General features: G+C 65.6%; 9 protein-coding genes. 8 read left to right on the forward strand and 1 reads right to left on the reverse strand.

The genetic code is table 11. The features are described from left to right. Positions 1–394 precede the first annotated feature (394 nt). Positions 395–1,459 (forward strand): hypothetical protein, encoded by a 1,065-nt coding sequence (locus AC069T_RS13420; protein ID WP_478782866.1) that lies wholly within the window; start codon positions 395–397, stop codon positions 1,457–1,459. Positions 1,460–1,493: 34 nt separating this feature from the next. Here AC069T_RS13420 and AC069T_RS13425 read toward each other — a convergent pair whose 3' ends face one another. Next, positions 1,494–3,851, reverse strand: coding sequence for a hypothetical protein (locus AC069T_RS13425; RefSeq protein WP_478782867.1), 2,358 nt, complete (start codon positions 3,849–3,851; stop codon positions 1,494–1,496). 536 nt (positions 3,852–4,387) lie between these two features. Here AC069T_RS13425 and AC069T_RS13430 point away from each other — a divergent pair. From AC069T_RS13430 to AC069T_RS13460, 7 genes are all read left to right on the forward strand, one after another. After that, positions 4,388–5,241 (forward strand): IS5 family transposase gene (locus AC069T_RS13430; RefSeq protein WP_478782988.1). Its coding sequence is split into 2 segments (ribosomal slippage): positions 4,388–4,739 and positions 4,739–5,241, totalling 855 coding nucleotides; the frame shifts between segments, so codons are not numbered across the junction. 66 nt (positions 5,242–5,307) lie between these two features. Continuing rightward, entirely contained in the window at positions 5,308–6,579 is a 1,272-nt protein-coding gene (locus AC069T_RS13435; protein ID WP_478782868.1) for a helix-turn-helix domain-containing protein, read from the forward strand. 9 nt (positions 6,580–6,588) lie between these two features. Continuing rightward, positions 6,589–7,836: a restriction endonuclease-related protein gene (locus AC069T_RS13440; RefSeq protein WP_478782869.1), complete on the forward strand. Its 1,248-nt coding sequence runs from the start codon at positions 6,589–6,591 to the stop codon at positions 7,834–7,836. Then, the gene (locus tag AC069T_RS13445) at positions 7,833–11,144 is read left to right on the forward strand and encodes a hypothetical protein (RefSeq protein WP_478782870.1); all 3,312 of its coding nucleotides are present in this window, start codon (positions 7,833–7,835) and stop codon (positions 11,142–11,144) included. Before AC069T_RS13440 ends, AC069T_RS13445 begins: the two co-directional genes overlap by 4 nt. A 39-nt stretch (positions 11,145–11,183) precedes the next feature. Then, complete coding sequence (locus AC069T_RS13450; protein ID WP_478782871.1) at positions 11,184–14,324, forward strand: RNaseH domain-containing protein; 3,141 nt, start codon at positions 11,184–11,186, stop codon at positions 14,322–14,324. 235 nt (positions 14,325–14,559) lie between these two features. Next, positions 14,560–14,901 (forward strand): hypothetical protein, encoded by a 342-nt coding sequence (locus AC069T_RS13455; protein ID WP_478782872.1) that lies wholly within the window; start codon positions 14,560–14,562, stop codon positions 14,899–14,901. Then, positions 14,901–15,032: a hypothetical protein gene (locus tag AC069T_RS13460; RefSeq protein WP_478782873.1), complete on the forward strand. Its 132-nt coding sequence runs from the start codon at positions 14,901–14,903 to the stop codon at positions 15,030–15,032. The genes AC069T_RS13455 and AC069T_RS13460 overlap by 1 nt, the downstream gene beginning before the upstream one ends. Positions 15,033–15,392: the final 360 nt, after the last annotated feature.

Below are 15,392 nucleotides of genomic sequence, written 5' to 3' on the forward strand. Positions count from 1 at the left end.
GAGCCGGGAGCCGGGAGCCGGGAGCCGGGAGCCGGGAGCCGGGAGCCGGGAGCCGGGAGCCGGGAGCCGGGAGCCGGGAGCCGGGAGCCGGGAGCCGGGAGCCTTCGGGCTCACGGAGGAGTGGCTCCTGCACGATGGGGACATTATCCCGTCATCGATCATCCTGTCCCACAAGGAGCAGCTCGATCGGCTTGCGGTCGGCTGTCCGCAGGCGTTGCCCAGGGCTGTTGTGGCCGGCGACCCATGTATCGATCAACTGCGCGCCAGCCTTCCCTTCCGTGAGAGCTACCGGCAGGCGATTGGGCTGCTACCGGGTCAGCGGCTCGTGGTCGTGTCCTCAACCTGGGGAAGCGGTTCGGTGCTCGGCTCACCGCGTGCCGACGTCCTCCGTCGCATGTTGGCCGAACTCGCCTTTGAAGAATTCCGCGTACTCGCGGCTATCCATCCGAATTCCTGGCATGGTCATGGCTCGTGGCAGCTGCACAGTTGGTTGGCTCCGTTTCTGGATTCCGGGCTTCTCTTGCCGGTTCCGGAAAGCGACACATGGAAGGCTGCTCTCTGTGCGGCTGATTATCTTGTGGGAGACCATGGCTCCTTGACCATGTATGGAATTGCATTGGGAATTCCCTGCATTCTCGGCGCCTTCGACGAATCGAAGGTGGCACCGGGATCCCCCATGGCCAGGCTCGGCCGGATACTGCCTCGCCTGTCCGCCGATCGCCCCCTGTTGTGCCAGCTTGCCGCCTTGAACGGGCAGCGGGACGATCCGGAGCTCCAGGCGGTCGGGGAGACCGTCACGTCGGAACCGGGGCGCTCTGCCGAGTTGCTGCGCCGACTGTTCTATACCTGGCTGCGGCTGGACGAACCCGGCCATCCCGCGTCCGTGTCCGCAATACCCGTACCGTCGCAGCCCTCCGGCCCGGGCGCCCGCCACGTTCCTCATGAGGCGCCCATGTTCGTCACCGTTTCCGTGACGGACGACGGCGCTGGGGCAGCTGACGGCGAAGTGATCGTCCGCCGCTACCCCGCGGCGCGACAGCACGGCCACGGCCCGCACATCGCCTCGGCTCATCTGGCCGCCGACCGCGACGACCCGGACCGCCGATGGCCGCGTACGGCCGACGTGCTGCTGGTTCCGCGGGGGCGCACGGCGGCCCGTCCGGAGGACGACCCGTGGTGCGCCTATGCCGCGGAATCCTCCGGCTGCGGGCTGCTCGCTGCGGAAACGGAGGAGGACGGGTGTCTGGCGCTGCTCCCGGACGGCGGTCGTGTGCGGGTGAGCTGGCGGGAGCGTCCCGCCTGGGCGGTCTTCCCCGTGGCGGCGTCGGCGGTCTATGCCTGGACGGTGCGAGAGCGCGCTGCGGGGACGGCCCGTGCCCGCCCGACACGGTCGGAGCAGATCGCCGTGCGCGCCGGCGACCTGCCCGACCCGGGACTGCTCGACCTGGTCTACGTCTGAGCCCAGCTCGGCGGCGGCCTGTGCATGCTGGCTCCTACTCCTCCTCTCCGCCCTCCCGCTCCAGGCGGTGCTGTGCCTCAGCCTCGTGAATGCTGCCTTCTTCCGCGAAGAGCGCGCGGGCGGACGTCCAGTCCTCGACGGCGGCCTCCCGTTCCCCCAACTGCACGCGGACGTCTCCGCGCAGGAGGAGGGCCTGCGCGGCGTAGTAGGCCGAGCCCACGCCGGTCATGCCGTCCACGGCCAGGTCCAGCGCCTCGACGGCTTCGCGCAGTCGCCCGCAAGCGCGGCGGTTCTCGGCGAGACGCAGCCGGGCCTTGGCCATGTTGAAACGGTCCGGTCCGTCCGGAAGATCCTCGAACTCCTCGACCGCCCGGAGAAGTTCGTCTTCCGCGGCGTCGTGGCGCTCGATCGCCGTGTACGTAGTGCCCAGGTGCAGAGAGAGGAGGGCCTCGCCACGGGGATGGTCGATCCCCTCCAGTGCCGCTTGGGCACGGCTGAACAGATCGATCGCGTGATCGGGGCGCTTGAGCTTGCGTTCGAGCAGTCCCAGTCCTTCCAGGACGCTGGACTCCGTGCGACGTTCACCCTCGCTCCGGCCCGGCACATCGGGGTTTACCAGGCTCAGCGCCTGTTCGAAGTGCTCCCGGGCCAGCCGCGGATCGCCCTCCTCCACGTTCCAGCGTTCAAGGTGCGCGAAGCCCACCTCGTAGGACGCACGGGCCAACGCCATCGTGTCACCGGTCTCCAGCGCCGAGACGAGGCCAATCTCGGCCGCCTCGATCCACTGGGTGTGGCGCCCAGTACGGAGGCAGAAGGTCCGGATGGCCTGACTCAGGCGCCACGCCTCCAGATGAAGCCCCGCCTCGGCAGCCAAACGCACCGCGGCGAAGATTCCCGCCTCGCGTCGAGCCAGCTCGCGCAAAGTCTCGGTCTGTCGGCGCTCGTCGGCTGCCGAATCCGCCAGGAAGGCGTTCATTGGGCTGTGGAGCCAGCGCGTCGACAGCGTCCGCTCACCCCGCTCGGTGATCCGCAGGAAGTGATGGACGATCCGCCGCCGCACCGCCTCGCGTTCGCTTTCCGTCTCGTCGCGATCCGCGACGATCGACGCGTGATCGTGGACGAGGATATGCATCCTGTACGTGTCGAGACCCCGGCGCTCGACCAGACCGCCCGAAATCAGGGCGCTCAGCGCGGTGCGCGCCTCCGACGGCTCCCAGTCCGGTGCGAGCGCGAACACGGTGTCCAGCTGGAAATCCTCACACATGAGCAACCCCAGGCGGCGATAGAGCTGCGCCGTCCGCACGGCCATGCGCCCGTAGGCCAGTTCGAGGGCTTCCGGCAGGGGATTCGGATCGTCCACGTCGAGCAACTCCTGTCGTGCGGCCCGGTGGGCGAGCCGGGCACCGACGTCCTCCACAACACCAGGGACGGGCGCCTTCAGATGTCCGGCGATCAGCCGCAGCGCCAGCGGCAGGCCGCCCAGGTACCGGACAATCGGTTCGAGCTTGGCCGGATCTTCGGTGGTACGGCTCACCTTGACCAGCAGCTCCAGCGCGTGCTCGTCCCGCAGCACCGGAACCGGGAGCGGAAGGACGTCCAGGAAGGCCGTCAGGTCGTGCGGTGCCTCCTGCCCCGTCATGAGGACGACTCCGTACGGCTGCTCGGTCAGCAGGTCACGCACCTGACGGGTCGTCGTGACATTCTCCAGCAGGAAGACCACCGACCGGTCACGCAGTTCGTGACGCACCCGCCGCGCCTTGCCCGAGACGTCACCCGGACGCTCGTCCCTCGGCACGCCGAGCTCGTCGAGCCAGCGCTCCAGAACCACCGCTGGGTCCACCATCCTTCCACCCTGGATCCCAAGGTCGGCCTGGAGAAACACCCCGACGAGGACGTCCCGGTGCGAGTGGATCCACTGTCGCGCCGTGCTGCGCTTCCCCACTCCTCGTACACCGCTGAGGAACACGGACGTCACGGTCCCGGCCGCCCGGCACGCGCGCCATTGACTGTCCATCTCCCGGAACAGAGCTGTGTGGTTGACGTAGTGGAGAAGAGCCGACGACGCCTCAGCGGGCGTCGCCCTCGTCAGTGCCTCTCCGACGAGTTCACGCGCCTCCCGCACGGCCTCGGGACGTTCGACGAACAGTTCCAGCACACGACTCGACCACTCGTCCGTGATCTCGGTCACCGTGTCCTCGTCGCCGGCCTCCCCCGCCTCCAACGCCTGGCGACGAGCTTGTTCCAGTTCGTCGTCAACCGCCTCCTCCTCGGCCCCGCCGCGGGCGAACAACGCCACCAATCGGCCCTTGCCCCAGGACCAGACGTCCTGCACGGCGTTGCCCACCAGGCTGCTGATCACGATGCTCCCGAGAGCGACGATCTCCGGGTCCACTGCACTCCCCACGAACGATCTGGAACTGTCGTCACTTCACCGTAGGGATCACACGTGCGCGTCCGCAGGCGTTCGAACCAACCAGCCACGTGCAGATTTACGCACGACTCCCCGGCCACAGCTGACTGGCCGACGGAGCGCGGACCTGCGGTGGCGCGGATGCACCACACAAGGCTCGCTCGACGTCACGTAGAAGCGCAACGCCTGTGGGTTCAACCATCTTCCGCCGCAAAGCTCATTCACGCGCGCCGCATGATTCCCCCCCAAGCTCAACCGTCCTGACCAGCTGCACCATCTCTGACTTGCGCACTCCGAACCATATCTTTCTTGAATATTTTGAACTAGGGTCCGTCTTCAAAGATTTTCCGGGTGGTGGATCATGGTGTCGTGGTACGTCGTCATGAACTCACTGAGCCTCTTCAACTTGACCCCACAAGGGTGAGGGTCCGACTGTCATTGACAGCCGATCAACCTGCGCGATCGTGCTCAACGCAGCCCACCCTTCGCGCCGGCCCGTCACCCGTCCGGTGCCCACTCTGAAAAGACTCACTGACCTGGAATGGGAGTTACTCGCTCCGCTGATACCCCGGGCCTCGACGGGGCGGCCTCGTGTGCAGGATCGGCAGGTCATCAACGGGATGGTCTACAAGATCCGCACCGGGATCTCGTGGCGTGACCTGCCGGAACGTTATGGGCCGTGGAAGACGGTGTACACCCGCTTCCGCCGCTACGCCCTCGCCGGAGTCTTCACACAGGCCCTGCAACAGATCCAGGCCCAGGCCGATGCGGCCGGAGACATCGACTGGCTGGTACAGATCGACTCCACCATCGTCCGCGCTCACCAGCATGCCGCCGGTACCGGTCGAAAAGGGGGCAGCACCGGCAGGACGAACCGGACGATCACGCCCTGGGCCGATCCCGAGGCGGACTGACCACCAAAGTTCACCTGGCCTGCGACGGCAAGGGCCGCCCGCTCGCGATCCTGGTGACGCCCGGCCAGCGCCACGACAGTGTCTGCGCACGCCCTCTGCTGGAACGGATCCGGGTTCCCCGCACCGGTCCGGGCCGGCCGCGCTGCAGGCCCGACCAGGTCATCGCAGACAAGGCCTACAGCTCCCGCGGCTTCCGGGTCTACCTGCGCAAACGCGGCATTGCACACACCATCCCCGAGAAGACCGACCAGCGACGGCACCGGCTGAGGCGTGGTGGCCGCGGCGGCCGGCCGCCAGGGTTCGACTGGGAGACCTACCGGCGGCGCAACATGATCGAGCGTTGCTTCAACCGGCTCAAGGGCTTCCGCGGGATCGCCACGAGATATGAAAAGACCGCCACTTCCTACGAAGCGGCGGTCACCCTCGCATCGTTTCTGCTCTGGGCCAGATCCGTTTGAAGACGGACCCTAGAGCTGGTTCTGGTCAGTTGCACGGAACTGTTCCATACGATTCCCTGGAGCAGTATGGCTAGAGAAGAGTCGTTCAAGCCTGAAGTTCTTCGCCAGCTACGAGAGCTAGGGGGAGTGAGCCGTCGCACGCTCGCCGACGCGGTAGGCGTCACTCAGCGGACCGTCGGGTACTGGGAGAGCGGTCAGCGCAAGCCGGAAGCCCGCCAGCTGCACGCTCTGATGAGCTTCTTCAAGGTCGATGTTCACTACCTCACAAGCCGCCCCAGGGGAAGTGCGACTCTCCGCGATCTTCGACGGGAAGCCGGGTTCAGCAGTGCTGACCATGCGGCGCAGGCCGTGTCCGGCAGGAAAGTCATGCGCGGCATCAGCTTCGACGGCACTAAGCTGCTCCGCCTTGAACGCGGCCTGCCAGTACGCGGCGCGGCTTGCTCCACCCCCGAGCACGCCGGCCGCCTGGCCAAGGCCCTCGCCTTGATTTACAAGCTCCCCGAGCACGTGGTCGTTGATGCATGGCGCAGAACCCGGCCGGACGAGCCAGCCCCGGTGCTACCGAGGTCGGGCTCCCGCTCGGAACGCTCCGCCCTCATGGAAACGTGGAACAATCTCAATGACCGCCAGCGGATTTACCTGGAAGCCTGCTTCCTCCAAGACATGGAAGAACAGCGGGCAGAGCGTGAGCGCTACGCGCACACCGGCAAGCGTCGCCCGGCCGCCGAGTGGCGGAAGATGACGCTCGCCCTCTACGCCCCGCCGGAGATCACTGGCTTCAGCCGTCTTCAGGAACGCCTCCGCGACCGCGGCGTCCATGACCCCGGCACTGGCCCCTCCATCGCCGCACTGAATCGGCGCGGCCTGATCACTGTTCACCACGACACCGTCACGATTCCCGGAGCCGGGCTGGTCAAGCGGACCCGGGTCGAGATGACCAAGCAGGGCAGAGCGGTTGCCCGCGCCGGCCTCGGTGTTTCCCGTAGCCAGAGCGCTCCCGCCCCGATGATGTCGGTGTGGTTGTGGCGCACATTGGTGCGCGTTGCCTATGCCAGTCAGCACGGCGGCGATTACGACCTGGTCGGCCGGGCTCGACTCCACCTGACGGTCAAAACCGGTCCTGGCCAGGAGGCACCCTCTCGGGGCTACCTCGAACACAGACTCCCCGACGGAGCAACCTGGGGGCGGCACGCCTGGTATCCCTCAGCGTCCGGCTGGCGACACATCGCCGACTACCTCTCCCAGTACCGCGAGCTGTATCCGACGGTTCCCACCGACGGCCTCGAAGACCTCATCCCTCCGCAGTACCGAACCCCGACTGTCAGTGGTGGCTCGTAGGCTGCCTCCATGTCCGAGCACGGCGAAGCACCCACTGACCAATGGCAGTTCGACGAGACCGTCCTACGGGCCGCCAGCGCGTTCGTACTGTGCGAGGAGGCCCGCTACAACGACGCTCTCTCCTCCGGGCAGCGCGTCGAGAAGCTGATGGAGGCCCAGGGAGTAATCATGGCCACCGTCGGCCCTGGCCACCGTGTCACCTTCCGGGACCTTCTCGATCGTCTTTCCGGGGACCAGGCTGGCAGCCTCGTCGGCATCTTCCCCGAAGAGGCACTCACGGGCCCCCTGCGAAACCTCCGCTTCCTCGACAGTGTGGGCGTGTCCACGCAGGAGGGCTGCGACCTGCTATGGGAAGCCGCGGAGATCTTCAAGATCGCCGACAAGAAGCAGCGACGCGGGGAGAGGTTTACTCACTTCGAGCTCGAGAGTGAGTTCGGCCAGGAGCAAGTATTCAAAGCCATTAAGGGCGGCCTGTACGAGCGGCATCGCCGGAACATCATCGAATACCCTGTCTGCGACAAGGAACAGCTGGAGGAACTCGGGTTCCCTCCTGCCGTGGCTCAGGTCTTCTATCAGGACATCCCGTCTTACTGCCTCTACAAGCGGCAGTGGTGGTTCGGATGTCCTGCCTGTGCCTATCCCATGCAGGTGATTCCGCACGACGACGGCAGGACCTACGCCGTCAGGTGCCTCTACCCGTGGCACCAGGACACCGGAGCCCGCTTCACCTTCACTGCCACCCGCGACCAGGTCCCGGTCCTCCACGCCGAGGACCGCATCTACATCCCCAGCAAGGCCGAGATGCCGCTCTACACGGGAGCATCGCGGGAAACCCCAAGGGCCCGGCCTGCTGAGGGATACCGTGCGCTGGTGCGACGTGTCTGGCGCAGCACCTGCATCCCCGGACTCCCGGAACTCAGGCTTGCCGACGTCCTCAAGGAAGCCGCTGCAGGGACCCGGTTGACGGTCAAGGTCTGGCCCGACAACGACCGCGTCGACATCGAGGTCAAAGACGGTGACACCGTCGTCTTCTCCATCGACGTCAAGGACTACACCTGGCCCGGAACCCTGGCCAAGAAGCTCATCGAGGACCGCGGCGACAAGGGCGGAGCTACCTGGCTCGTAGTGCCCGACCACCGCCGCCAGCAGGTCGGCTACCTCACATCCGTCATTCACCGTGAACACATTGGTATGACGGCCATGGCCGCGTCCGACTTCCTGGCCCTGTTCACCGACCGCCTGAAGGAGTACATGTGAGCAGCGGACGCTCCCCCGAGCAGGACGCCCTCCTCGCCGCGTTCGCCCTGGCAAGCCACCTCTTCCCGGCAACCAGCGACGACGGCACGCCCATCGCGTCCTTCCGGCACGTGGCCCTGCTCGCCGAACGCAAACCCTGGGCGTTGAAACAATGGGACCAGGTTACAGCGGACGAATACCGCGTCTTCGCTCGCGTCATCAGAAAGCTGCCCTCTTCCTACACGTCGGCCGACGCTGTCCGCGTTGCGTTCCGGGCCATGCTGGGCGACGACAGCGAACATTCCGTGGACCTGACCGACGGACTCTTTGCACTGCCCTCTGACAGCGCAGCCGAACATGTGCTCTGCTACCTGCCCGAGCCGCCGCTGGACTACGCCAGCAGCATCATTCGCGGCTACTACACCATGGGCAAACGTCCGCGCGCGCTGGAATTCGCCGGCCCCGGCCACTACACGACCCGCGTCGCCTACCTCGGCAAGGATCTTGGCCGGGCCGCTGTCGGCCTCACCTTCCCCTCAGCCCCGGACTTCGACGAGGCCCCCGGTCACGACGCCCTTCCCCACATCGTCACCGTTCCTGAGACACCCGAGCTCTCGTTCAGCAAGAAAGAGATCCTGGAGGTCGCCGAACTCCTCAGCCGTCCCGAACGCAAGGCCGGGACCAAGTACATCCGCCGGACCGTGAAGAAGTTCCTGAAGAAGCTCCGTTGCCCCAGCGGCAAGGTCAAGGCCCTTGAGCTGCTGAACGGCAGCTTCCAGATCCTCAACGCACCCACCGGCAGCGGGAAGACGGTCCTGGTGCGGGTGTTGGCCGCGCTGATGGCCAAGCAGGACCTGCGTCTGGGGATCGTCGTCCCGGACGTCAAGGCCACCTTGAAAATGAAGCGGGACATCGGCAGCGATCTTGACTGGCTGTACCAGTTGGAGGAGCTCCCTGAGCCCAAGACCTGCGCTGCGCTGATGTCCCCGGCCAAGCGCCACGAACGCGCCTTGGAGTACGGGGCGCTCATGAAGGACACGCCCATCGAGCAGTGGGACGGTAAGAACCTGGAAGATCTTGCCGAGGTGGGCTACGCGTGCGCCCAGAAGGCGTACATGACCGTCCAGGACCCGTTCCCGGCCGGCGAGGAGAACTGCCTGACGCTGAGCAAGCCCGGAGAGAGTGGCACCTACGCCTGTCCGTTCATCCCGGTGTGCGACAAGTTCCGGCCCCTCTACGAGGCGACCCGTGCCAGTGTCATCATCACCAACCACATGAACTTCGTGGAAGGAACTCTGCGAACCGGTGTCGTCTTCGACGGCGACTCCTTCCAGGGCAAGCCCCGAGGGACTCGTGGAGCGTCCGTGTTCGAAGCAATGGCACGCATGTGCCACTTGCTCGTCGTGGACGAGGTTGATGCCCTCCAGCTGAGTGCCATCAAAGGATGCGCCAAGGAAGCGGTCCTCGCGTCTCTGATGAAGAAGTCGCTGCTGGACATCGTCGATGATGACAGGCGCAACCTCCCGCCACACCTGCGGGAACTGCTTACGAACCCCCTCAGCCACGCCCGCTTGACCGCCGAGAACCTGCTTCTTTGGCTGGCGAACAAACAGTTGATTCTCAACCCGCCGGCGCTCAGCAAAGCCCAGGACGATAGGGACGACGCCTACCGCGACAACAGGGGATGGCGGACCGCGACGTCCCGGGATCGGGAGATCATCAACTACCTGTTCCCTGACGACCATGACGTCGACGAGCCGATCCCCGATGAGCTGTTCACCCTGCTCAACCAGCTCATGCCCGGCAAAAACTCTGATGAAGACCAGCCCGTGGAGCTGCTGCCAATGCCGGAGGGAGCCGATTGGGAGCGTCTTACCGACCAGCTCTACGACCTTGTCTCTCCACGCGGCCGGCACAACCTGCTTCCCGTAAAGCAGGCCATGCACGAGTCCCTTGAGGAGACAGTCGCCGAGGACCCCGTACGTGCCCGTCTCGTCAACCTCATCACCGTGCGTGCCATCCTGCTGGAACTGGGACAGGCTCTTTCCCTCCTGCGCGAACAGGCACAGAAGGTCCAGGACCACGACAGTGCCGCAGCCCGGGACATCCTCGCCATGACCTACCGGAGTACTGTCTCCAAGCTGTACCCGACCGGCATGCTGGGCCGCGACATCCACGGATACCAGGTGACGGGAATCGGTGACGACAGCAAGCCGACAGCCGAACTCCGCGAGAGCGCCACCATCGGTGACCCTCACACGTTCATCAGCGAACTGGGCCGTCTGACCTCGCTGATGGAGGCCGGGGTACGACGTCCCGTCCTTGGTCTGTCGGCCACTGCGTTCTTCCCCCACGCCTCCGGCGAGCACGTTCACGCACCCGTGGCTTGGTGGATGCCCGACGTCAAGGAATCCATCAGGGCCAACAGACTGCCCGTCACCAACAGCGACGTGCCAGGCGGAGAGGGAATCCAGATCGCCGGCCTCTACGACGAGCACAAGCTCTCGGCACTGCGGGAGATGGGCCAGGCGATCTACGAACAACAGCTTCGGGGGCGTCTGGACTGGCTTGCCCGCAACGACCCCGACCGAGCCCGCTGCATCCTCCAGGTCAACGGCTACAAGCAAGGGCTCTACCTCGCCATCGGCATGGCGCAGGCGGAAGGGATGACACACCGCGTATGCGTGCTGCTGCGCCGCGAAGATCTCGCGGAGTACAGAAACATCCTCCCCAAGGGCGTGCGCGCGATCGTCGCCGAGGAACTGGAGGATTTCCACGAGTTCGGCGACATCCTCATTGCCCCCATGGCCCGGATCGCCCGCGGCCTGAACATCGTGGTCGAGACCCGCTCGGCCATCAGCGACGTCTACCTGTGCGTCCGGCCAGTCCTCAGCATCGAGGACCCTGCATGGATGCATGGCAGCGTCAACGCATGCGGCCAACGTGCCGCGCGCTCCTTCAGCGGGGACGACCCATACGAGGCGATCGAGCACGCCCGCACCGCATCCCGTGAGCATCTGGTGAAAATCCTGCGCTCTCCCACGCGGTTCTCCAGCATGCATCAAGATCTTCAGATGGAGTTGATCAGCTCCATGCTCGTGGAGCTGATCCAACTCGCCGGGCGGGCACGACGCGGCGACACCGACATGGATCTATTCGTAGTCGATCAGGCCGCGTTGGGCACCAAATACACGACGGGGCTCGCAGAGGTCATTCGGCTCATCTACGATGCTTGGTCACCGGAGGAACGAGAGATGATGAACCGTTTGTACGGTCGAGCCATCATCGAGTTCCTGCGCTACGCCGAGGTTTCGCACTCGTTTTCCTGACCCCGGCCGGTCTGATCGAAGAGAGGTTCCGGCAGCCGCATGGGCAAGCTCACCACCATCTACACCTCTTCCCTCCTCCTGAACGACGCTGTGCTGGCGGGCCAGTACGCGTACGTGTGGTCCTTCCACGACTGGAGCGACCTCGGCGGAGAAGGACGAGAAGACAAGCCGGAGATTCTCGTTGAGTGGCACAAGTACGGTGCGTGGGCTCGGGAGAGCCGGAAGAACAGGAATCTCCCCGAGGGTGCGGACGTGGCAATGCTGTGGCCGCTCAGTATCGCCACCACCGCCCTGCAAGCCCTCGCCGAGGGCTACGTCCACCTCGACAAGCACTTCCGCTACATGATCTCCCTCAAGGAGATCGACCCCGTCAAGCTCGCCAAACTGTTCACATACCTCGAAGCCGCGGTCAAGGGCACCTCGCTCGACGACGCACCCGGCACTGGGAAGTCCACACTGCCGGGCCTCGTCCGTGCCACCACGCCCGCTAAGCTCTCGCTTGCCGATGTCATCCTCAACCGCGACAGCCTGGCCCCGAATCCGCCTGACTGGGCCTACCAGGCCGTGCGTTGGTGCATGGCCGACAAGTTCGCCGAAGCTCCCTTCACCGAGTACGCCATGAAGCCGGTGACACCGAAGAGCAAGGAGTCCGAGCAGGCAGAGGACGAGAGGGAACCAGGGGAGACGGCCAAGCCCAGGCAAGCGGGATGGGCGAAGGACACCGAAACCGCCGTCACTCTCGCCTACCGTCCGCTCAGTGACGGCAGCGTCATCGCCTGGGACCACCCCTTCGGACCCGCCTTCGCGCACATCGGGCACCCCCCAAGCGCCGAAGCGACACAACAGATCGCTGACAACTGGTCCGAACTCCCCGAGGACTGGAGCGCCCGGGACTACGCGCTCTCCCGCGTTGACACCAAGATGGCCACCTTCACCGGCTACACCAACCCCGTCATCCACTTCCACGGCAGCAACCGGCGCATCAGCAACGCCGTCATCTATGCCAAGACCGCCATGGTCGACTGCGGCAGCGACAAGCCGGTCCTCTCCCTCAAGCTGGATGGCCCTGGAGGCTGGAAGTCCGCCAACCGATACGGACTGGAGATCGCCGCCCGACTGGACGTCGACCACACGGGCCTGCTTGCCGTCCGAACCCGGGCCAATACGGAGATCGACACACGCAGCAGCGGCAAATCACTCACCATGGAGGCGCCCGGCAAAGTTCGGCCCCTGCACGCCACCATGCCCAAGAGCAACGGTGTCGGAACCGGCACCGGCACCCATCACCACCGTCTGATCATGGAGCATCTCCAGGCATCCTTCGCCCCGGAGCGGACCGGGAACAGCGCAAGCGGCGTGGCACCCGTGATGACCCTGGTCAGTGACAGCAAAGGCTTCGGCAAGCGGTACTTCCAGGACACCTCCCACCTGCAGTGGGCCCAGGGAAAGGCCAGCGACGACGAGAGCGGCAAGAAAGCAGCTGCCCGTTTCCAGGACAAGGTCGGCCTCCCCTCCCCAGAATCCATCCAGCGCTCCATCGAAAAGCAGGGTGAGAGCAAGCTGGTGTACCTCGGCCTGTGGTATCGGTACCCCACGCGGCGGCGCATGGTGCAGGCCCTCGCCTGCACCTATGGCATCGATCCCGAGACGATCAAACCCTCACTCAGCGAGGTCGAACTCCGCCCCGGTATCCGCCTGGTGCTTCACAAGGCAGAAGAACTCCTTCAGCACGGCACAGGACGCGCTGGCATCCGCCGCGCTGAAGTCAACGCGATCATCAGCCGCTACAAGGAGCCGGGGACCCGCCTGGTTGTCTGGTGCGAAACCGAGATGCCCCGCGCCGACCAGGACGACGCAAACCCACAGGCCAACAACAGCCGCATGGCCCGGAAGAGGGCTGAAGAAACCGAGAGGAACGAGAAGGACGCCAAGCACGCGGTGCGTGGTCTCTTCGCTGAAGCACGCGTGCCCAGCCAATTCACCATCGGCGCCAAGCTCCAGCACCGCAAGGGGACGGCCGCACCCGTCCTGACCGAGATCCAGCCCCAGAAGAAGGAGTACCACAAGGACCACGCCGCGTTCGCCGCTGTCCTTGACATGCACCGCAGCCTCGGTGTTGTCGACGACCGGTACGAAGCCATTCTCCACGCCGGCAAAAACACGCTGCCTCGCATCGCCTACTGCGGCCTGCACTGCCGTATGCAGACCAAGAGCAACCTCTACCGGGGCGAGCCCCTCTGGATCACCACCGCTGCCGCGCTCATCCCACCCATCACACCCGGCGGCGTGTGGACCATGCTCGGATGGAGCAACATCACCAACACCTGGGCCCCGTATTACGACGCGAACACCGCCTTCCATGCCAGGAACTACCCCCTGCACAATGAAAGGGACGCGAGCAAGACGCGAATGGACCGGTGGTGCGAGGTCGGCAGCGACGCTGCCCGTGCGCTGGTACAGCTCCAACAGAGGCCAGAAATGGCCGGCCTCGATCTCGCCGTCATGCTCGACGGTCATGCATGGCGTCGCATTTACCCTGGCTTCCACAACAGGAGCTTCGGCCTGACCCCCGACAGCCTGCCTGAGGAGGACAGGCGTCTGTGGACTCCGCACCAGGACATCGCGGACGAGCGACTGCACCCGATCACCTACATCCGCGTCAACACCATGCAGGACGAACTTCCCCGCTTCGTCTACGCCGAGAAAGAGGGCATGGCCAAAAGCCGGCTGGCCAAGGGACTCGACCCCTTCATCAAGGTCAGCCAGTATCTCGCCTGGCCCGGCCACCGGCCCGATGGACACCCCTGGTTCCTCTTCAGCGAATCCCGCACCCACAACCGCAGCCGCCTCGGAGACGACCGCACTCGCTGGCGCGCAAGGGACGAGAGAGATGCGCGGGGTGACAGCGAACTAAACGGCAACTGGCACTCCATCACCACCCGGGAGATCAATCCCATGTTCACCAACCCCCGCTACTCCCGGGAAGACCTCGCCCGAGCCACCGCCTGCCTCTCCCACCAGGCCATGGCCTGGTCCGAGCGCACCCGTTACCCCGCCCCCCTGCATGCCGCACTCCAGATGGACCTCGACCACCCCCAGTACAGGCGATCCGCCCCCAGCAACGGGGATGCCGACCAGGAGCAAAAGGACATCATCGACTCAGCAACCGGAGCCCGCTGAACCGGGACACACGAGCGTTCCGCATCCAGCGCTCCGGACACGATCAACTCCGAACCGTCACGAAAGGTTGAGAAGAAGAGACTCACGTCGAAGCCATGAAGACAGTCGGTGCCACAGTGACTACCGTGATTCCCGCATACATGAACGACGCACCGCCCCCCAGACTCGGCAGATCCGGCGCGTCGGCTCCGAGATGCCGCGACGGCACCGAGGCGACCCGGACGACGCCCCCACGATGGCACGGGCGGAGCTCCTCGCCCCCTGCTTCATCGTCACCCAGGACACCGTGTTCTCCCGCTTCGGGATCGCCCTCATCGGCTGGATTCCCGTTGTCCAGAACCTGCTGCGTCTGCCCGGCCTGGAGGCCACCGTCGCGAACGCGCTGTTCTTCATCGAGCTGTCCTTTCGGCTGCTCGGTGCGGGGGCGCACCGCCTGTTCGACCTCGCTGCGCGTACCAGCTGTCCACGACGGCCGCCCTGGTCGGCCTGCTGTGGTAGACCTACCGGCGCGGCTATCTGGACTGCGACACCTGACGGCAGCACCTGTCGCGCGCGGGGGAGGCTGCAGGACCGGTGATGGAGCTGTACAGCGCGGCCAAGGCCGAGCATCAGACGCTCAGCGACTCGCTCTCGGTGGGGGAGCCGCCGGCCTACCCCACACCGAGCAGTTGGCCGCACGGTATCTCGCACGCTGCGGCCAGCCGCTGATGCCTGGAGAGTTGCGCGAGGCCCTCGCCCGGCGCGGGCACACGGTCTCCGCCGTGCAGCTGAAGCGGACCATGGGCGCCCACCGTGCATTCGTCGGCGCCCCTGGTGACGTGTGGACCGTCGGCCGCCAGCACAGGGGTGCGAGCTGACACGGAGATCGAAGCCTGGGGTCATCATCTGATGACAAAGGACGGGATCGTTCGCCAGCGCGCCCGGCGAGGCTCGAATGGTCAAGCAGGCTGGCTGGTGAGGTGGAAAGACGCACGCCGCCTCAACCGGTATCATAGACCGCCTCTCCCGCTCACCGGCTGCTCAGAAGGGTTGCCTCACCGATTGAAATATGATAAAGCGACAATGACC

The sequence above is a fragment of the Streptomyces sp. NPDC043867 genome, from assembly GCF_056435845.1.